At 63.4% G+C, this 18,678-nt stretch carries 17 protein-coding genes and 1 tRNA gene; 12 read left to right on the plus strand and 6 right to left on the minus strand.

Going from position 1 to position 18,678, the window contains the following annotated elements:
- The first annotated feature begins 38 nt into the window (after positions 1 to 38).
- The 10 genes from ftsH (at position 39) to phoR (ending at position 11,533) form a co-directional block, all read left to right on the plus strand.
- A complete protein-coding gene (gene ftsH, locus HDG33_RS13985) occupies positions 39 to 1,928 on the plus strand; it encodes an ATP-dependent zinc metalloprotease FtsH (protein ID WP_018421239.1) in 1,890 nt (629 codons plus the stop codon).
- Positions 1,929 to 2,011: 83 nt separating this feature from the next.
- Positions 2,012 to 2,911 carry a dihydropteroate synthase gene (gene folP / locus HDG33_RS13990; RefSeq protein WP_409259014.1) on the plus strand — a complete coding sequence of 300 codons (900 nt, stop codon included), beginning with the start codon at positions 2,012 to 2,014 and terminating at the stop codon, positions 2,909 to 2,911.
- Positions 2,912 to 2,940: 29 nt separating this feature from the next.
- A complete protein-coding gene (gene glmM, locus HDG33_RS13995) occupies positions 2,941 to 4,299 on the plus strand; it encodes a phosphoglucosamine mutase (RefSeq protein WP_184028331.1) in 1,359 nt (452 codons plus the stop codon).
- A gap of 422 nt (positions 4,300 to 4,721) precedes the next feature.
- A complete protein-coding gene (pstS, locus tag HDG33_RS14000) occupies positions 4,722 to 5,753 on the plus strand; it encodes a phosphate ABC transporter substrate-binding protein PstS (protein WP_184028334.1) in 1,032 nt (343 codons plus the stop codon).
- Positions 5,754 to 5,913: 160 nt separating this feature from the next.
- Positions 5,914 to 6,915 carry a phosphate ABC transporter permease PstC gene (pstC, locus tag HDG33_RS14005; RefSeq protein ID WP_184028337.1) on the plus strand — a complete coding sequence of 334 codons (1,002 nt, stop codon included), beginning with the start codon at positions 5,914 to 5,916 and terminating at the stop codon, positions 6,913 to 6,915.
- Positions 6,912 to 7,808 (plus strand): phosphate ABC transporter permease PstA, encoded by an 897-nt coding sequence (pstA, locus tag HDG33_RS14010; RefSeq protein WP_090801102.1) that lies wholly within the window; start codon positions 6,912 to 6,914, stop codon positions 7,806 to 7,808. The genes pstC and pstA overlap by 4 nt, the downstream gene beginning before the upstream one ends.
- Before the next feature lie 16 nt (positions 7,809 to 7,824).
- On the plus strand, positions 7,825 to 8,673 hold the full coding sequence (pstB, locus tag HDG33_RS14015) for a phosphate ABC transporter ATP-binding protein PstB (RefSeq protein ID WP_184028340.1): 849 nt from the start codon (positions 7,825 to 7,827) through the stop codon (positions 8,671 to 8,673).
- A gap of 28 nt (positions 8,674 to 8,701) precedes the next feature.
- Positions 8,702 to 9,406, plus strand: a complete 705-nt coding sequence (gene phoU / locus HDG33_RS14020) for a phosphate signaling complex protein PhoU (RefSeq protein WP_184028343.1) — start codon at positions 8,702 to 8,704, stop codon at positions 9,404 to 9,406.
- A gap of 26 nt (positions 9,407 to 9,432) precedes the next feature.
- Complete coding sequence (phoB, locus tag HDG33_RS14025) at positions 9,433 to 10,134, plus strand: phosphate regulon transcriptional regulator PhoB (RefSeq protein ID WP_008922879.1); 702 nt, start codon at positions 9,433 to 9,435, stop codon at positions 10,132 to 10,134.
- A gap of 85 nt (positions 10,135 to 10,219) precedes the next feature.
- Entirely contained in the window at positions 10,220 to 11,533 is a 1,314-nt protein-coding gene (gene phoR / locus HDG33_RS14030; protein ID WP_184028346.1) for a phosphate regulon sensor histidine kinase PhoR, read from the plus strand.
- Positions 11,534 to 11,561: 28 nt separating this feature from the next.
- On the opposite strand, the gene ppk1 is transcribed toward phoR, so the two are convergent.
- Positions 11,562 to 13,625: a polyphosphate kinase 1 gene (gene ppk1, locus HDG33_RS14035; protein WP_184028755.1), complete on the minus strand. Its 2,064-nt coding sequence runs from the start codon at positions 13,623 to 13,625 to the stop codon at positions 11,562 to 11,564.
- A 204-nt stretch (positions 13,626 to 13,829) separates the two neighbouring features.
- Here ppk1 and ppx point away from each other — a divergent pair, with 204 nt between their 5' ends.
- Positions 13,830 to 15,482, plus strand: coding sequence for an exopolyphosphatase (gene ppx, locus HDG33_RS14040; protein ID WP_184028349.1), 1,653 nt, complete (start codon positions 13,830 to 13,832; stop codon positions 15,480 to 15,482).
- Positions 15,483 to 15,575: 93 nt separating this feature from the next.
- Here ppx and HDG33_RS14045 read toward each other — a convergent pair whose 3' ends face one another.
- The 5 genes from HDG33_RS14045 to HDG33_RS14065 all read right to left on the minus strand — a co-directional run bounded on the left by HDG33_RS14045 (position 15,576) and on the right by HDG33_RS14065 (position 18,122).
- Positions 15,576 to 16,388 carry a GNAT family N-acetyltransferase gene (locus HDG33_RS14045; RefSeq protein WP_184028352.1) on the minus strand — a complete coding sequence of 271 codons (813 nt, stop codon included), beginning with the start codon at positions 16,386 to 16,388 and terminating at the stop codon, positions 15,576 to 15,578.
- A gap of 155 nt (positions 16,389 to 16,543) precedes the next feature.
- Positions 16,544 to 17,002, minus strand: coding sequence for a histidine phosphatase family protein (locus HDG33_RS14050; protein WP_184028355.1), 459 nt, complete (start codon positions 17,000 to 17,002; stop codon positions 16,544 to 16,546).
- A 212-nt stretch (positions 17,003 to 17,214) separates the two neighbouring features.
- Positions 17,215 to 17,291 (minus strand) — tRNA-Pro (locus tag HDG33_RS14055).
- A 110-nt stretch (positions 17,292 to 17,401) separates the two neighbouring features.
- Positions 17,402 to 17,560, minus strand: a complete 159-nt coding sequence (locus tag HDG33_RS14060) for a DUF3309 family protein (protein ID WP_090801093.1) — start codon at positions 17,558 to 17,560, stop codon at positions 17,402 to 17,404.
- A gap of 385 nt (positions 17,561 to 17,945) precedes the next feature.
- Positions 17,946 to 18,122, minus strand: coding sequence for a hypothetical protein (locus HDG33_RS14065; protein ID WP_018421224.1), 177 nt, complete (start codon positions 18,120 to 18,122; stop codon positions 17,946 to 17,948).
- A gap of 178 nt (positions 18,123 to 18,300) precedes the next feature.
- Here HDG33_RS14065 and HDG33_RS14070 point away from each other — a divergent pair, with 178 nt between their 5' ends.
- A complete protein-coding gene (locus HDG33_RS14070) occupies positions 18,301 to 18,468 on the plus strand; it encodes a hypothetical protein (protein WP_167368601.1) in 168 nt (55 codons plus the stop codon).
- Positions 18,469 to 18,678 lie beyond the last annotated feature (210 nt).

Consider the following 18,678-nt stretch of genomic DNA (forward strand, 5'->3'; position numbering starts at 1 on the left):
GCAAATGTAGGCGCCCGTCTAAGTGAAGGAGTGGTGCTTTGAACAACAATATGTTTTCGAAAGCAGCAGTGTGGCTGGTGATCGCACTGGTGCTGTTTACGGTGTTCAAGCAGTTCGACAAGCCCCGTGTCCAGGAAGGCGTTTCCTATTCGCAGTTCATGGACGACGCGAAGAACGGCAAAGTCAAGAACGTCATTGTCCAGGGACGGAACCTCACGGTCACTCCAGCAGACGGCCAGAAGTACCAGATCGTGTCGCCCGGCGACATCTGGATGGTCGGCGATCTGATGAAGTATGGCGTACAGGTGAGCGGCAAGGCTGACGACGAACCCAATGCACTGATGTCCGTGCTGTATTACCTCGGACCGACGATCCTGATCATCGGTTTCTGGTTTTACATGATGCGACAGATGCAGGGGGGCGGCAAAGGCGGGGCCTTCTCGTTTGGCAAGTCGCGCGCGCGGCTGATCGACGAGAACAACAACGCAATCAATTTCACCGACGTCGCCGGTTGCGACGAAGCCAAGGAAGAAGTGTCGGAACTCGTCGACTTCCTGCGCGATCCGCAGAAATTCCAGAAGCTCGGTGGTCGTATTCCGCGCGGCGTGCTGCTCGTTGGCCCGCCGGGAACCGGTAAGACGCTGCTCGCGCGCGCCATCGCCGGCGAGGCGAAGGTGCCGTTCTTCAGCATTTCAGGTTCAGATTTCGTGGAAATGTTCGTCGGCGTCGGCGCGGCTCGCGTGCGCGACATGTTCGAGCAGGCCAAGAAGCACGCGCCGTGTATCGTGTTCATCGACGAAATCGACGCGGTCGGCCGTCATCGAGGCGCCGGCATGGGCGGCGGTAACGACGAGCGCGAACAGACGCTGAACCAGATGCTCGTCGAAATGGACGGCTTCGAGGCGAACTCGGGCGTCATCGTGATCGCCGCGACGAACCGTTCGGATGTGCTCGACAAGGCGCTGTTGCGTCCGGGCCGTTTCGACCGTCAGGTGTACGTGGGTCTGCCCGATATTCGCGGCCGTGAGCACATCATGAAGGTGCACCTGCGCAAGGTGCCGATCTCGAACGACGTCGATGCGGCAGTGATCGCGCGCGGCACGCCGGGTTTCTCGGGCGCTGATCTCGCAAACCTCGTCAACGAAGCAGCACTATTCGCGGCGCGCCGCGGCAAGCGCATCGTCGAAATGACGGACTTCGAGGACGCGAAGGACAAGATCTTCATGGGTCCAGAGCGCAAGTCGGCTGTGATCCGCGAAGAATCGAAGCGTGCTACCGCGTATCACGAATCGGGTCATGCGGTGATCGCGAAGCTGTTGCCGAAGGCCGATCCGGTGCACAAGGTCACGATCATTCCGCGCGGCCGTGCGCTGGGCGTCACATGGCAGTTGCCGGAGCATGACAACGAAACGTACTCGAAGGAATATCTGCTCGACCGTCTTGCCATCCTGTTCGGTGGCCGCGTCGCGGAAGAACTGTTCCTGAACCTGATCAGCACCGGTGCGTCGGACGACTTCAACAAGGCGACGCAGACGGCTCGCGCAATGGTTGCCCGCTTCGGCATGACGGATGCGCTCGGACCCATGGTCTATGTCGACGACGAGAACGACGCTTCGCCGTTCGGCCGTGGCTTCACGCGGACCATTTCGGAAGCGACGCAGCAGAAGGTCGACGCGGAAATCCGTCATGTGCTGGACGAGCAGTACAATCTCGCACGGCGCCTGCTCGAAGAGAACCGCGACAAGGTCGAAGCGATGACCGCTGCACTGATGGAGTGGGAGACGATCGACGCCGATCAGATCAACGACATCATGGCAGGCCGTCCGCCGCGTTCGCCGAAGAGCTCGCCGCCGTCGGCAAGCGACGCCTCGTCGGGCGGCAGCCCGGGCACCGAAGTCAAGCCGGGCAGCGCAACCGCGCCGGCCTGATCGGCAGCCAGTAGAAAGTGCGGGCCGGTGTGCTACACACCGGCCCGTTTTGCATTTATCCGTTCCAAGTGAAGCATTGCTACGTGTCGAAAGTCGATTCTTCTTCCGTACCCCTTCCAGAGCCGCTGCAGTGTGGCCGCTACAAGCTGACGTTCGAACGCCCGTTGGTCATGGGCATCCTGAACGTCACTCCCGATTCCTTTTCCGATGGCGGCAAGTTCGCGATGCGCGGCGATGCGCTGCGCCAGGCCGAGCGCATGATGCTCGAGGGCGCGGACATCATCGATATCGGCGGGGAATCGACGCGTCCTGGCGCGCCGCCGGTGCCGCTCGACGAAGAGCTGGAGCGCGTGTTGCCGCTCGTCGAGCAACTGCGTGGCGCGAACGTGCCGTTGTCGGTTGATACGTACAAGCCGGAAGTGATGCGTCATGCGTTGAACGCGGGCGCCGACCTGATCAACGACATCTGGGGCTTCCGCATGCCCGGCGCGATCGACGCGGTGCGCGACAGCGACTGCGGCCTTTGTGTCATGCATATGCTAGGTGAGCCGCAGACCATGCAGCTGGGCGAGCCGCACTATGACGACGTCGTCGGCGAAGTGCGCCACTTCCTCGAAGAGCGTGTCGCGACGTTGCAGCAGGCGGGGATTGCGCGCGAGCGTATCAGCGTCGATCCGGGTTTCGGCTTCGGCAAGGTCGTCGTCGAGCATAACTACGCGCTGCTCGCGCATCTGCGCGACACGGCCCCGCGCGCCGCTTCGCCGTATCCGATTCTTGCGGGCATGTCGCGCAAGTCGATGGTTGGCGCGGTGACGGGGCGGCCGGCGCCGGAGCGCGTGGCCGGCAGCATCGCCGCGGCGGTGTGCGCGGCCGAACGGGGCGCCGCGATTCTGCGCGTACACGACGTCGCGCAAACGGTCGATGCATTGAAAGTATGGGCAACCCTGCGCGACGCGGACAAGCAGAGCCGCGCGCACGGTTGAACCCGCAGCCACGGACAGGGAGAACAAACATGGCACGTCGTTACTTCGGAACGGACGGCATTCGAGGCAAGGTCGGCGAAGGCCCGATCACGCCGGAATTCGTGTTGCGGCTCGGCTATGCGGCCGGCAAGGTGCTCGCGGGCGCCGATCAATGGGCGAAAACAGGCACCCGTCCGACCGTGCTGATCGGCAAGGATACGCGGGTGTCGGGCTACATGCTCGAAGCCGCGCTCGAATCGGGCTTCTCGGCCGCCGGCGTCGACGTGATGCTGGCCGGCCCGATGCCGACACCCGGCATCGCCTATCTGACGCGCGCACTGCGGCTTGCCGCGGGTGTCGTGATCAGCGCATCGCACAACCCGTACTACGACAACGGCATCAAGTTCTTCTCGGCCGACGGCAACAAGCTGCCGGACGACGTCGAGGCGCAGATCGAGGAGCAGCTCGAACTGCCGCTCGCGTGCGCGGCCTCCGAGCAACTGGGCAAAGCGCGCCGTCTCGATGACGCAGGTGGCCGCTACATCGAGTTCTGCAAGAGCACATTCCCGGCCGCGTACGACCTGCGCGGCATGAAGCTCGTCGTCGATTGCGCGCATGGCGCCGCGTACGACGTCGCGCCGCACGTGTTCCATGAGCTCGGCGCGGAAGTGATCCCGATCGGCGTCTCGCCGAACGGCTTCAATATCAACGACGGCGTCGGCGCGACCGCGCCGGATGCGCTGGTTCGCGCGGTGCGCGCGAACCACGCGGACCTCGGTATCGCGCTCGATGGCGACGCCGACCGTCTGCAGGTCGTCGACGAGTCCGGCCGCCTTTTCAACGGCGACGAGCTGTTGTACGTCCTGGTCAAGGACCGTATGGCGACCGCCGGCCACGTGGAAGGAGCGGTCGGCACGCTGATGACCAACATGGCCGTGGAGGTCGCGCTGCAGAATGCCGGCGTCAAGTTCGTGCGCGCCGCGGTCGGCGACCGCTATGTGCTCGAACAGCTTCGCGAGCACGGCTGGCAGCTCGGCGCCGAAGGTTCGGGCCACATTCTGTCACTCGATCGCCATTCGACCGGCGACGGCATCGTGTCCGCTCTGCTCGTGCTGGCGGCGATGCAGCGCAGCGGCAAATCGCTCGCGGATCTGCTCGACGGTGTCACCCTGTTTCCGCAGAAGCTGATCAACGTGCGCATGAAGCCCGGCTCGGACTGGAAGGGCAGCGAGACGATCCGGAGTGCGATCAAGGTGGCCGAAGGCGCGCTCGACGGCCGCGGCCGCGTGCTGATCCGCGCGTCGGGCACCGAGCCGGTACTGCGCGTGATGGTGGAGGCGCAGAACGTCGCGGACGCGCTCGAGCATTCTGAAGCGATTGCCGAAGCCGTGCGGGTAGCGACGGCCTGATCGATTCCCCGAGTCGACGGCGGGCGGTGGCGGCCGCTTGCCGCCTGCCCGAGCGTCGCAAGCAGAAGATTCAGCGGGCTCCATAAACTGGGCGGCCGGGCTTTCAAACCCAACGAAGGCTCATTCCTCACCCCATCGAATCCCCACTCCGCAGCCGCCAAAAGGACGGCATATCCCGCACAAAAACGACCAACGCGCGCAGAGCAAACGTTTGCGCCCCATCTTTTTCGTCTGCCTCGAAAAATGCGATGCAGCGGGCATCGGCACAGCGGCAATTCGGCGGCTTCGACACCTTTCACGGGGTAATATTACTGTCACATCTGATTCATTATCAGTCACGTTTTTGTCATAAAGAGACCCTAAGCTTCGCGGTGTTCGAGTTTCACGCTCACACCACACGCTCACACCCCCTTGGAGGTCTCATGAAATTGATGCAAACCGTGTTCGCTGGCGTCGCTGGCGCGCTCTTCGCAATCGCAGCGCAAGCCGCAGACATCACCGGCGCGGGCAGCACGTTCGCGGCACCGATTTACACGAAGTGGGCCGACGCTTATCAGAAGACCGGCGGCGGCAAGGTTAACTACCAAGGCATCGGTTCTTCGGGCGGCATCAAGCAGATCGAGGCGAAGACCGTCGATTTCGCAGGGTCGGACGCTCCGCTGAAGGACGACGAACTCGCGAAGGCAGGCCTCTTCCAGTTCCCGACGGTGGTCGGCGGCGTGGTGCCGGCAGTCAACGTGCCGGGCGTCAAGCCGGGCGAACTGGTGCTGTCCGGTGAAGTGCTCGGTGACATCTACCTGGGCAAGATCAAGAAGTGGAACGACCCTGCAATCGCCGCGCTGAATTCGAAGGTCAAGCTGCCGGATCTGGACATCGCCGTGGTGCGCCGCGCCGACGGTTCGGGCACCAGCTTCATCTGGACGAACTACCTGTCGAAGGTCAACCCGGAATGGAAGACGAAGGTCGGTGAAGGTGCGACGGTCAACTGGCCGACCGGCACGGGCGGCAAGGGCAACGACGGCGTCGCGGCTTTCGTGCAGCGTCTGCCGGGCGCGATCGGTTACGTCGAATGGGCGTACGCCAAGCAGAACCACATGAACTACGTCGCGATGAAGAACGAATCCGGCGCGGTGGTTCAGCCGGAGACCGACACGTTCAAGGCAGCGGCGGCTGGCGCCGACTGGTCGAAGTCGTTCTATCAGATCCTGACGAACGAGCCGGGCAAGAACGCATGGCCGATCGTCGGCGCGACGTTCGTGCTGCTGCACACGACGCAGGACAAGGCACCGCAAGGCGCGGAAACGCTGAAGTTCTTCGACTGGGCGTTCAAGAACGGCGGCCAGGCTGCGAACGATCTGGACTACATCTCGCTGCCGCAGTCGGTCGTCTCGGAAATCCGCACGCAGTGGAAGCAGAAGGTCAAGGATTCGGCAGGCAAGACGCTCGCCGAGTAACAGGCGTAAGCTGGCGCGGTCGATCTGGGCCGCGCCCTGTAGCACCCCGGCCGTCCTCGTGCGAGGACGGCCTGTGACTTTCACGCGGCATGCGCCGCATGCATCACCGACCGCCCGACATGTGTCGTCCGGCAACTGGAAACAGGTCCCTCAGGCTCTCATGTCCGATATTCATTTAGGGTCCGGCACGAGCCGGGCCACTCCGCCTGGCAGCGCGTCGCAGCAGAAAGCGCCTGGCCGTTCGGGTGATGTGATCTTCGGCGGCCTCGCACGCCTTTCCGCCATCGTCACGCTGCTGCTGCTCGGCGGCATCATCGTGTCGCTGATCGTCGCCTCGATGCCGTCGATTCGCGAGTTCGGTCTCGCGTTCCTGTGGACGGCAGTGTGGGATCCACCCAGCAAGCAATTTGGCGCGCTCGTGCCGATCTACGGCACTCTCGCGACGTCGATCATCGCTCTGCTCATCGCGGTGCCCGTCAGCTTCGGTATCGCGCTGTTTCTGACTGAACTGTCGCCCGCGTGGCTGCGCCGGCCGCTCGGCATCGCGATCGAGCTGCTCGCCGCGATTCCGTCGATCGTGTACGGCATGTGGGGTCTGCTCGTGTTCGCGCCGATCTTCGCGGTGTGGTTCCAGAAGCCGCTAGGCGCGGTGCTCGGCGGCATTCCGATCGTCGGCGCGCTGTTCGCCGGTCCGCCGATCGGCATCGGCATTCTGTGCGCGGGCGTGATCCTTGCGATCATGATCATCCCGTACATCGCAGCGGTGATGCGCGACGTGTTCGAAGTGACGCCGGTGCTGCTGAAGGAATCGGCGTACGGTATCGGCTGCACGACGTGGGAAGTGATGTGGAAGATCGTGCTGCCGTTCACCAAGAGCGGTGTGATCGGCGGCATCATGCTCGGCCTCGGCCGCGCGCTGGGTGAGACGATGGCGGTCACGTTCGTCATCGGCAACACCAACCTGCTCGACAATATTTCGCTGTTTTCGCCGGGCAACAGCATCACGTCGGCGCTCGCCAACGAGTTCGCGGAAGCGGAGCCGGGCCTGCATACGTCGGCGCTGATGGAGCTCGGCCTGATCCTGTTCGTGATTACATTCATCGTGCTGGCGATTTCGAAAGTCATGCTGCTGCGTCTCGAGAAAGGGGAGGGCGCGAAATGAGCGGGCCGTCCCTGAACATGCCGGGTCTGAAGGACGCCGCGACGCTCGAAACGATGCGCGTGCGTCTGCAAGGGCGCCGTCGCATGACCAACGCGCTTGCGCTGACGCTGTCGCTCGCGGCGATGGCGTTCGGCCTGCTGTGGCTCGTGTGGATTCTCTATACGACGCTGCGTCTCGGTATCGGTGGTCTGTCGGTCGAGCTGTTCACGCAGTCGACGCCGCCGCCGAACACCGATGGCGGCGGTCTCGCCAACGCGATCGTCGGCAGCCTGTTGCTGGTCGGGCTCGCGACCTTCGTCGGCACGCCGATCGGCATCATGGCGGGCGTCTATCTCGCCGAATACGGCCAGAAAGGCTGGCTCGCGAACCTCACGCGCTTCATCAACGACATCCTGCTGTCGGCGCCGTCGATCGTCATCGGTCTGTTCGTCTACGCGCTCGTCGTCGTGAAGATGGGCCACTTCAGCGGCTGGGCCGGCGTGCTCTCGCTGGCGCTGCTGCAGATTCCGATCGTGATTCGCACGACCGAAAACATGCTGAAGCTCGTGCCGAATGCGATGCGTGAAGCCGCGTTCGCGCTCGGCACGCCGAAGTGGAAGATGGTGCTGTCGATCACGCTGAAGGCGTCGATCGCGGGCATCGTCACCGGTGTGCTGCTCGGTGTCGCGCGAATTGCCGGCGAAACCGCACCGCTGCTCTTCACCGCTTTGTCGAACCAGTTCTTCTCGGTCGATATGGGCCAGCCGGTCGCGAACCTGCCGGTCACGATCTACAAGTTTGCGATGAGCCCGTTCGCGCAGTGGCAATCGCTCGCGTGGGCCGGCGTCTTTCTGATCACGCTCGCGGTGCTGGGACTGAACGTCCTCGCGCGCACGATCTTCTCGAACAAGTAAGGGCGGAGTGAATCCGATGAACATGGCAGAAACCCAACTCAATCCGATCGGGCACGCAGCCGCGCCCGCGGGCTCCGACCCCGAACACAGCGCTCACGCGCAAACCCCGTCGCGTCCGAAGATCGAGGTCAAGGACCTCAACTTCTTCTATGGCAAGTATCACGCGCTGAAGAACATCAATCTGCAGATTCCCGAAGGCAAGGTGACCGCGTTCATCGGCCCGTCGGGCTGCGGCAAGTCCACGCTGCTGCGTACCTTCAACAAGATGTACGCGCTTTATGCGGAGCAGCGCGCGGAAGGCGAGATCGTGATGGACGGCGAAAACCTGCTGACCATGCGCCAGGACATTTCGCTGCTGCGCGCGCGCATCGGCATGGTGTTCCAGAAGCCGACGCCGTTCCCGATGTCGATCTACGACAACATCGCTTTCGGCGTGAAGATGTTCGAGAAGCTGTCACGCTCGGAAATGGACGACCGCGTCGAATGGGCGCTGACCAAGGCGGCGCTGTGGAACGAAGTGAAGGACAAGCTCGGCCAGAGCGGCTACGGTTTGTCGGGCGGCCAGCAGCAGCGTCTGTGCATCGCGCGCGGTATTGCAATTCGCCCCGAAGTGCTGCTGCTCGACGAGCCCTGCTCGGCGCTCGACCCGATTTCGACGGGCCGTATCGAAGAGCTGATCGCTGAACTCAAGAGCGACTACACGGTGGTGATCGTCACGCACAACATGCAGCAGGCGGCCCGCTGTTCGGACTACACTGCCTATATGTACCTCGGCGAACTGATCGAATTCGGCGACACCGAAAAGATCTTCATCAAGCCGGTCCGCAAGGAAACCGAGGACTACATCACTGGCCGCTTCGGCTAATCCGCCGGGCAATACAACGGAGTACGACATGTCCGATAAACATCTGTCCAGCCAGTTCGACGCCGACCTCAACCTCGTTTCGTCGAAGGTGCTCGAAATGGGCGGTCTCGTCGAATCGCAGATCGTCAACGCGATGCAGGCGCTCAACGAATTTGACCTCGACATCGCCGAGCAGGTGATCGTCGCCGAAGACCGTCTGAACAAGATGGAAGTCGAGATCGACGAAGAGTGCAGCAACATCATTGCGCGCCGTCAGCCGGCCGCGCGCGATCTGCGCTTGCTGATCGCGATCTCGAAGACCATCACGAACCTCGAGCGCGCCGGCGACGAAGCCGAAAAGATCGCGAAGCGCACCAAGCGTCTGATGGAAGACGGCGCATCGCGCACCATCAACATCGCCGAGATCAAGCTGTCGGGCGAAATGGCCGTGTCGATCCTGCGCCGTGCGCTGGACGCGTTCGCGCGTCTGGACACGGTCGCCGCCGCGCAGATCGTGCGCGACGACAAGGCGATCGACGAGGAATTCCGCGCGTTCGTGCGCAAGCTGATTTCGTATATGACCGAAGATCCGCGTTCGATCTCGGTGGGCCTCGACTTCCTGTTCATCGCCAAGGCAATCGAGCGGATCGGCGACCACGCGAAGAACATCGCGGAATTCATCATCTACATCGTCAAGGGTACCGACGTGCGGCACCAGTCGCGCGACACGCTCGAACGCGAAGCGCTCAGCTAATCCAGAGAAAAGGAACAGAGGTGCCGATGCCCAGCAGCATTCTCGTCATTGAAGATGAGCCCGCCATTTCCGAACTGATTTCGGTCAATCTTCAACACGCCGGGCACTGCCCGATTCGCGCGTACAACGCGGAGCAGGCGCACAACCTGATCAGCGACGTACTGCCCGATCTCGTGCTGCTCGACTGGATGTTGCCGGGTAAATCGGGTATTTCGTTCGCGCGCGATCTGCGCAACAACGAGCGTACGAAGCATATCCCGATCATCATGCTGACCGCGCGAGGCGACGAGCAGGACAAGGTGCTCGGCCTCGAGATCGGCGCCGACGACTACGTGACGAAGCCGTTCTCGCCGAAGGAACTGATGGCGCGCATCAAGGCGGTGCTGCGCCGCCGCGCGCCGCAGCTGACCGAAGACGTGGTCGCAATCAACGGCCTGAAGCTCGATCCGGCCACGCACCGCGTCGCCGCGCATGCGGAAGGCAGCGAGATCAAGCTCGATCTCGGCCCGACCGAATTCCGGCTGCTGCACTTCTTCATGACTCACCCGGAGCGCGTGCACAGCCGCACGCAACTGCTCGATCAGGTGTGGGGCGATCACGTGTTCGTCGAAGAGCGGACCGTCGACGTGCATATCAAGCGTCTGCGCGCGGCGCTCAAGCCGGCCGGGTGCGATGCTATGATTGAAACGGTACGCGGCAGCGGTTACCGGCTGGCGAAGAGCGCCTGATAGCCGTCGGCGGCGCGCTGCATTGCACGGCGCTGTGCCGCCGTACCTTCCTCCTGCGCTGTATTTTCTCTTCGATCGCTAGACCATGAACATCATCTGGGCGCGCTCCATCGTGTCGGTCGTGCTGCTTGCTGTTCTGTGCGCGGTGGTCGGCGCACTGCTGAACGTCAAGGCAGGGCTCGCTCTCGCCATCGTCCTGCTGCTCGCACAGAGTGTCTTCAGTACCTTCCACAAGCAGCGTCTGTGGCGTCTGCTCGACGCGCCGGTGTACGGCGAAGTGCCGAGCGCCCCCGGCATCTGGGGCGAAATCTACTACCGTCTGCACAAGCTCGCGAAGCGCTGGCATGCCCAGGTGCGCCAGGTCGAGCAGCAGCATTCGCGTTTCATCCAGGCGATCCAGGCGTCGCCTAACGGTGTCGCGATGCTCGACGATCATGATCAGATCGAGTGGTGCAACGCGATTTCCGAAAGCCACTTTGGGCTCGATGCGAAGCGCGATCTGCGTCAGCACATCACGCATCTGGTGCGTCATCCGGATTTCGTGCGCTATCTGAATTCGCATCGGTACGAGGAAATGCTGATCATGCGCGGCATGGGCGACAAGCGCCAGAACGTGCTGTCGGTGCAGGTGTTTCCTTACGGCGACAATCGCAAGCTCGTGCTGTCGCAGGACATCACCGAGCTCGAGCGCACCGATGCGATGCGGCGTGACTTCGTCGCCAACGTGTCGCACGAATTGAAAACGCCGCTGACCGTGTTGTCCGGCTTTCTCGAGACGATGCGCGAGCTGCCGTTGGGCGAAGCCGAGCGCGCGCGTTATCTCGAGTTGATGGAGCAGCAGGCGTCGCGCATGCGTCATATCGTCAGCGATCTGCTCGTGCTCGCGACGCTCGAAGGCGATAACAAGCCACCGAGCGATCAGATGATCGACATGCGCGCGGTGTTGCGGCATCTGCATGACGACGCGCAGAGCCTGTCCAGCGATCATCTAAAGATCGTCTTCGATGCCGACGAAGCGCTGACCGTCACCGGCGTCGAAACCGAGATTTTCAGCGCATTCGGCAATCTGGTGACGAACGCGATCCGCTACACGCCGGACGGCGGCTCGATCAAGGTTAACTGGCGTGCGCAGGGTGGCCATGCGGTGTTCTCGGTCACCGATAGCGGCCTCGGCATTCCGGCCGCCGATATCCCGCGGCTCACCGAGCGCTTCTATCGCGTCGATCGCAGCCGTTCGCGCGACACGGGCGGCACCGGGCTCGGTCTCGCGATCGTCAAGCACGTACTGCAACGGCACGATGCGCAACTCGACGTGAAGAGCGAAGAAGGGCGCGGCAGCACGTTCACGGTGCGCTTTCCGGTGTATCGGACGGCGCGCTGTCAAACCGCGCAGGTTTGAACGCGGCAGTCACCCGAAACGCGGGCGACTACGAACAGAACTTGCCGAGCAGACTCATCTGAGCATTGCGCGACGCCTTGCCCGGCCGGCGCCGGCGATAGTGACCGTCGCTCTGCATCAACCAGGCCGACTGGTTGTCGCCGAGAAACGCCGACAGCCCTTCCGCGATCACGCGCCGCTTCAGTCGCCGGTTGTTGACCGGGAATGCGACTTCGACGCGCCGGAACAGATTGCGATCCATCCAGTCGGCGCTCGACAGATAGACCTGTTCCTTGCCGCCGTCGTAGAAGTAGTAGATGCGATGGTGTTCGAGAAAGCGCCCGACGATCGAGCGCACCGTGATGTTCTCGGAGAGCCCTTGCACGCCCGGCTGCAGCGAGCACACGCCGCGCACGATCAGATCGATCTTCACGCCGGCCTGCGATGCTTCGTACAGCTCGGCGATCACCGTCGGCTCGAGCAGCGCGTTCATCTTCGCGACGATGCGCGCCTTCTTGCCCGCGCGCGCATGCTCGGCTTCCTTGCGGATCGCGTCGACGAGCTTCGGATGCAGCGTGAACGGCGACTGCCACAGCTCGTGTAGCGTCAGCTCGCCGCCGATGCCGGTGAGCTGCTGGAACACATGGTGCACGTCCTCGCAGATCTTCTGATCGGCGGTCATCAGACCGAAATCGGTATAGAGGCGCGCGGTGCGCGGGTGATAGTTGCCCGTGCCGAGGTGCACGTAGCGTTTCAGGCTCGCCTTGCCGCCCGCCGACACGCGTCGCACGATCAGCATCATCTTCGCGTGGCACTTGTGGCCGACTACGCCGTAGACCACGTGCGCGCCGACCGCTTCGAGCTGCGAGGCCCAGTTGATGTTGGTTTCCTCGTCGAAGCGCGCGAGCAGCTCGACGACCACCGTGACTTCCTTGCCGTTGCGCGCGGCCTGCATCAGCGCATCCATCAGCGGCGAGTCGGTGCCGGTCCGATAGATGGTCTGCTTGATCGCGACCACGTTCGGGTCCTTGGCAGCCTGCAACAGCAGCTCGAGCACCGGCTGGAAGCTCTCGTACGGATGATGCAGCAGCACGTCGCCCTGATCGATCACGTCGAACATGCTCGCGCTGTTGGCGATCTGCCTCGGCGTCGACGGAATGTGCGGCACGAACTTCAGATCCGGCCGGTCGACCATCTCGGGCAGCTGCATCAGCCGCACCAGATTGACGGGGCCGTTCACGTAGTAGCAGTCCTTGTTCGACAGACCGCTTTCGTCGAGCAGGCGCCGCACCACATGCGTGGGCGTTTCCGCCGACACTTCGAGCCGCACCGCATTGCCCAGATGCCGCGCCGGCAGTTCGCCCTGCAACGCGACGCGCAGATTGGTGATTTCGTCTTCGTCGACGAACAGCTCGCTGTTGCGCGTGATGCGAAACTGATTGCAGCTGCGCACGAAGAGATTCGGAAACAGCTCGCCGACAAAGTGTTGGAGCAGCGAGCTCAGCAGCACGAAGCCATGCGGATAACCCGACAGCTCCTGCGGCATGCGCACGAGTCGCGGCAGCGCGCGCGGCGCCTGCACGATGCCCATCATCGCCTGACGGCCGAACGCGTCCTTGCCCTCGAGCTCGACGACGAAGTTCAGGCTCTTGTTCAGCACGCGCGGAAACGGATGCGCGGGGTCGAGACCGATCGGCGTGAGCACCGGCAGCAGTTCGTTGAAGAAGTAGTTGCGCGCCCATTCGGTCTGCGCGTCGCTCCAGGCTTCGTTGCCGTGGAAATAGATGCCTTCCTGTTCGAGCGCGGTGAGCACCGTGTCGTGCAGCATCGTGTACTGGCGATGCACGAGCTTCTGCGCACGTTCGACCACGAGGTCGTACATGTGAAGCAGCGACATGCCGTCGGGCGACAATGCGCCGGGGTTGTCGCCCATCTGTTCCTGAAGCCCGGCCATGCGGACTTCGAAAAATTCGTCGAGGTTGCTACTGGTGATGCAGATAAAGCGGAGACGTTCGAGCAAGGGGACGGCGGGATCGGCGGCTTGCGCCAACACACGCTCATTGAAACCCAGAATGCCCAGCTCGCGATTCAACAGGGGATAGCGGATGGACATCGGCGGCGAGATTGGAATGTCTGAAATGGAGACGGAAAGACGCTCGGAAATTCTCACGGTTTGGTGACGTCCTGATGACATCGGCGATGTTTTTAAGATTTTATGCCGCAATCGTCCTCTGTCGTCAATATGACGCGCTACCTATGCGACGATACCGAACTCCCTGCGCCGCGAGGTGACACCGTGAAGGCTGCTACGCTTAGAATGGCGTCTTTGAACAGTGCGGCTGGCCGCGACGCGCACCATGCGCCGAAGGCGCCGGGCAGGCGCGTGGCGCTGCCGGAGCCCGCCGCCACGCCCTCGGCCGCAGCCGCGGCGCTCGCGCGCATGGAGTACGCTTACCCGATGGTCAATCTTCCTCATCTCCTCGCCGCCGTCGATCTCGGTTCGAACAGCTTCCGGCTCATCGTGGGCCGGGTCGAGGAAACCGACGCGGGCAGCCAGATCTATCAGGTCGACGCCTTGCGCGAGCCGGTGCGGCTCGCGGCCGGGCTATCGAGCGACAAGATGCTCGATCGCGCATCGCAGGTGCGTGGCTGGGATGCGCTGAAGCGCTTCGGCGAGCGGTTGCGCGATTTTCATCCGGACCACGTGCGCGCGGTCGCGACCAATACGCTGCGCATCGCGAAGAATGCGGGCGAATTTCTCGGCGAAGCGCAGGCCGCGCTCGGTTTTCCGATCGAGGTGATCGCCGGGCGCGAGGAAGCGCGCCTGATTTATGCGGGCGCCGCGCACTCGGTGCCGGCGAGCGCGGGCAAGCGGCTCGTCGTCGATATTGGCGGTGGCTCGACGGAATTCATCATCGGCTCGCACTACACGCCGATGATGATGGAGAGCTTGTATATCGGCTGCGTGAGCCATAGCCGCGCGTTTTTCCCGGCCGGCAACGTCGACGAGTACACGATGCGCCAGGCCGAGCTCGCCGCGCGCCGCGAAATCCAGATCATTTCCGCCGAATACAAGAAGACCGGCTGGGAGCAGGCGATCGGCTCGTCGGGCACCGCGCGCGCGCTCGCCGAACTGGTCGAGGCGAACAATTTCAACGATGCGGGCGTCACCCACGGCATTTCGCGCGGCGGCCTCGAGCGGCTCAAGCGCGCGCTGATCAAGGCCGAAAACGTCAACCGGCTGAAACTGATTGCGCTGAAGAGCGACCGCGTGCCGGTGCTCGCGGGCGGGCTGTCGATCATGATCGCGGTGTTCGACGAACTGGGCGTCGACTATGTCGACACCACCGACGGCGCGCTGCGCCTCGGCGTCATGTACGACCTGCTCGGCCGTTCGCAGCACGAGGACATGCGTACGGTGACGGTCGAGGGCTTCATGCGCCGCTATGGCGTCGATCGCCCGCAGGCGGGGCGCATCGGCGATCTGTCGACGAGCTTCTACGACCAGTTCGTCGAACCGGACGAGGAACGCCGCGCGGAAAACCGCATGTTCATCGGCTGGGCGGCGTCGCTACACGAAATCGGCCTGTCGATCTCGCATAGCGCGTATCACAAACACTCGGCTTATATCGCGAGCAATGCCGACATGCCGGGCTTTTCGCGTACCGACCAGGCGCGCCTCGCCGCGCTCGTGCTCGGCCACGCGGGCAAGCTCGGCAAGCTGTCGCAGACGCGTGACGTCGAATGGCCGCTGCTGTTCTGTCTGCGGCTTGCGGCGTTGCTGTGCCGTCGACGCGCGGACGTCGGCCTGCCGGGCATCACGGTTGCTCAGGCGAACGGCGGTTACGAGGTGCGTTTGCCGAACGAGTGGGTCGCCAACAATCCGTTGACGGATTACAGCCTGATCCAGGAGGCGGCGGAGTGGGAGAAAGTCGGGATTCCGTACCGTGTCGTTTATACGGACGATTGACGCGATGCGGATCGACGCACGCGTCGATCCGCGGCGTGTGCATGAACAAAAAAAGCCCTGCGAATGCAGGGCTTTTTCGTATCTCGGCGCAGCTTATCGCGGCAACGCATCGCCGAGGAAGTGCCGCGCATAGCGCGCGTTGATATCGGACAGACGGAACAGCGTCAGGAAATCCGCGGTATTGAAGTCAGGGTCCCACGCCGGTGCGCCGCAAATCTTCGCGCCGAGACGCAAGTAGCCCTTCACGAGCGGGGGCGGCGCGACGGCGGCACCCGTCTGCAGTTCGTCGACCGGCAGCGGCGTATGCGGGAACGCGCGATATTCGGGCGCGGTCAGCGCGTTGTCGCGCAGCGAGCAATACAGGTTCGCCGCATAGTGGCCGCCGTCGGCCATCGCGACGCTCGCGCAGCCGAGCATCGTCTCGTAGCCGTTGTGCTTCATGTACGCGGCGAGCCCAGCCCATAGCGACATGATCACCGAGCCGCTGCGATAGTCCGGATGCACGCACGAGCGACCGACCTCGACCATCTTCGCGCGCAGATGCGTGAGACGCGACACGTCGAACTCGCTTTCCGCATATAGACGGCCGATGCGCGCGGCCTGATGCGGCGGCAGAGCGCGATACGTGCCGACTACTTTCAACGTGTCGAGATCGCGTACCAGCAAATGGTCGCAGTACGAATCGAAGGCATCGACGTCGAGGCCCGCGGGGCCGCTGAGGCGTGCGCCCATTTCGTCGGCGAAGACGCGATAGCGTAGACGCTGCGCTTCACGCAGCTCTTCGTCGGTACGCGCCCACGACACTTGCAGGCGATGCTGCGCGGTGACCGTTTCCTCGGCGCGCGGCAGACGGCGCGGTTCGAAAAGCGAGGCGAAGGGCAGGGTGGGCGTCGGCAGTTCTCGCATTGGCTGTCCTGGTCGAAAAGAGTGAGGATTTCTTTTTTCGCCAATGTAGTAACGCGCGGTGACGCTCGCATGGCAAAGCCGTGACGATTGGATGACTGCCCGTAAGCCCTCGCGTGGGTGCCTGTAATGTCGGAGGTGTCGCGCGACGCGCGCGCTTAGATCAGATCGGGGCTGATGGCGGCGCGCAACACCGCCTCATCTTCGCCGTTGCGCTCGCGGCTCTCGATCCACCAGATGCCGGCTTTTTTCAGTGGCCAGCTCGCGCGGCTGTCGCCGAGCAATTGCGCGGCGACGTGGCCGAGCGTCGGTTGATGGCCGACGATCACCACGGTTTGCGCGATGCCGCCGGGCCAGCCAGCCGCTTCCAGGACGTCGTTCGCGCTCGCGTTCGGCGCGAGTTCGCGCACGACGCGGTACTGGTCGCTCAACGTCTCGGCGGTCTGGATGGTGCGCACGGCGGGGCTCGCGAGTATGACCACGTCGTCGGGCAAACGGGCGCGCAGCCATTTCGCGGCGTTCTGCGCCTGCTTGCGGCCGCGCGTGGTGAGCGAGCGGGAGAGATCGCTCGCGGCGACATCTTCTGCTTCGGCGTGACGCCAGAGGATCAGGTCCATGGGAGTCTCCTTTTTGAGCGGCTTGGGATGGCGTTGCGGCGGGCTTGCGCGTCTTCGCAGCGAGGTACCTGCATCAAGCACTGTCGCATGCGCGGGTGATGATTTGCAAGGCGAGTGCCTGACGGGGCGGCTGTCGGCGTCCACGTGAACGCGAGCCAAAAAAGCAAAAACCCGCGAAGCCGGAGGCTTCGCGGGTTTCGACCTGCTTTTCGTGGTCGGAGCGATAGGATTCGAACCTACGACCCTCTGATCCCAAATCAGATGCGCTACCAGGCTGCGCTACGCTCCGACGAATCCGAGAGTATAGGGGGTGCGGGCAGGAGCGTCAATCCCCTGGCGGCCCCAACCGCACGGGCAACGACGTTCACCGTAGCGGGCTCGCGCCGGCCTCGCGGTGGGCTATATACGCCCCATCAACAGCAGAACGATCACGATGATCAGCACGACGCCGACGAGTCCAGTCGGCCGATAGCCCCAGCCGCTGCTATACGGCCAGCTTGGCAACGCGCCGATCAGCAGCAGGATGAGCACGATTAGCAGAATGGTTCCGACGGTCATGGCGTTCTCCTTTTTGAGGGGGCCGCGAAATCGCTGGCCGCATCTTCACGCTGGTTTGGCGCGCGCGCCGCGACAATCGACACGGGTGTCGCGCGTCTGTTGCTGGATCGGAACCAGCAAGGCATGTGCCCATCACCCGTTAAGCTCGATGCAGTGAGGCCTTGGACGAAAGCGCAGAAGGAGAGAGCGACGCAGGAAGCGTCGTCGTTCGAGGTATGTATGCCCAAAGAACTGGAAAAGCGTTGCGCACGTCCAGCGGACCTCGATGCGCGCAGGCGCCGCAACGCCGGTCAACGCGTCATCGAGCGAACCGCGCGACTGGGGCACCGTGACATGCCGGTGCCGCGGCCAGAGGCCATTCGGTCAGAGTCGAAGATCACCCGCATCAATGCCTTGGACGCCTCCAATGCGGCATATGTAGATGCTGATGCGTCCAGTGGTGCAGCATGCCCTCGCCATCGTGTTCACGCCGGTAGGCCCGCGATTCGAAGATCGACAACGCCACCAGCACGATCAGGCCTATTGCGAGCCCGATCAGGCCCGCGATCGATTCACCGTCCATGGCAGTCTCCCGGTAGGTTCAGCCACGAACCCATAGTAGCGCACGTCCGGCGAAATCTCACGAACTGGAACGAGCGACGCACAAGGTGTGTGATGGCGTCGCCGAACGCGCTTTGCGGTTAGACTCTCGGCGCGCCGGCGGACGTCCGCCATCGCTTTGTCCCGGAGACGATTGCAAAATGACCCGCGTTCTGACTCTTGCCTTGCTGTTGTGCGCCGGCGTCGCCGGCTGTGCGGACAATCCGTCCGCGCATCGCGGTAGCCCACCACATGATCCCGCCGACTACCACGGCGTGCCCACCGACGATCGGCCGCCCGCGATGGTGCCCGCGCCCGTCGCGCAGTGAGCGCTCGTTGAAGTGAAAACGATCGGGAAAGGGCGGGGAAAGCGAAGCACCGGCGCGGGCACGCCGGCACTTCTGACCCGTGCCGACGGTTCGCGCGGAGAGCACGGGCTGAGAGCATTCCAGGACGCGCTCGTTATGCGATATGTATGCGCTTGTTTCAAGCCGTAACGGTCTGTCGTCCGCCGAATAGCCAACGGTGCCCAGCGCACC

Source organism: Paraburkholderia sp. Cpub6 (assembly GCF_014201065.1).
Taxonomy (GTDB): Bacteria; Pseudomonadota; Gammaproteobacteria; order Burkholderiales; family Burkholderiaceae; genus Paraburkholderia; species Paraburkholderia tuberum.

Bases quoted from the DNA above. Each gene is read 5' to 3' on its own strand.
- glmM (WP_184028331.1), top strand. From the start codon at position 2,941: ATGGCACGTCGTTACTTCGGAACGGACGGCATTCGAGGCAAGGTCGGC.
- pstS (WP_184028334.1), top strand. From the start codon at position 4,722: ATGAAATTGATGCAAACCGTGTTCGCTGGCGTCGCTGGCGCGCTCTTC.
- pstC (WP_184028337.1), top strand. From the start codon at position 5,914: ATGTCCGATATTCATTTAGGGTCCGGCACGAGCCGGGCCACTCCGCCT.
- pstA (WP_090801102.1), top strand. From the start codon at position 6,912: ATGAGCGGGCCGTCCCTGAACATGCCGGGTCTGAAGGACGCCGCGACG.
- pstB (WP_184028340.1), top strand. From the start codon at position 7,825: ATGAACATGGCAGAAACCCAACTCAATCCGATCGGGCACGCAGCCGCG.
- phoU (WP_184028343.1), top strand. From the start codon at position 8,702: ATGTCCGATAAACATCTGTCCAGCCAGTTCGACGCCGACCTCAACCTC.
- phoB (WP_008922879.1), top strand. From the start codon at position 9,433: ATGCCCAGCAGCATTCTCGTCATTGAAGATGAGCCCGCCATTTCCGAA.
- phoR (WP_184028346.1), top strand. From the start codon at position 10,220: ATGAACATCATCTGGGCGCGCTCCATCGTGTCGGTCGTGCTGCTTGCT.
- ppk1 (WP_184028755.1), bottom strand. From the start codon at position 13,625: ATGTCCATCCGCTATCCCCTGTTGAATCGCGAGCTGGGCATTCTGGGT.
- ppx (WP_184028349.1), top strand. From the start codon at position 13,830: ATGGCGTCTTTGAACAGTGCGGCTGGCCGCGACGCGCACCATGCGCCG.
- HDG33_RS14045 (WP_184028352.1), bottom strand. From the start codon at position 16,388: ATGCGAGAACTGCCGACGCCCACCCTGCCCTTCGCCTCGCTTTTCGAA.
- HDG33_RS14050 (WP_184028355.1), bottom strand. From the start codon at position 17,002: ATGGACCTGATCCTCTGGCGTCACGCCGAAGCAGAAGATGTCGCCGCG.
- HDG33_RS14060 (WP_090801093.1), bottom strand. From the start codon at position 17,560: ATGACCGTCGGAACCATTCTGCTAATCGTGCTCATCCTGCTGCTGATC.
- HDG33_RS14065 (WP_018421224.1), bottom strand. From the start codon at position 18,122: ATGGACGGTGAATCGATCGCGGGCCTGATCGGGCTCGCAATAGGCCTG.
- HDG33_RS14070 (WP_167368601.1), top strand. From the start codon at position 18,301: ATGACCCGCGTTCTGACTCTTGCCTTGCTGTTGTGCGCCGGCGTCGCC.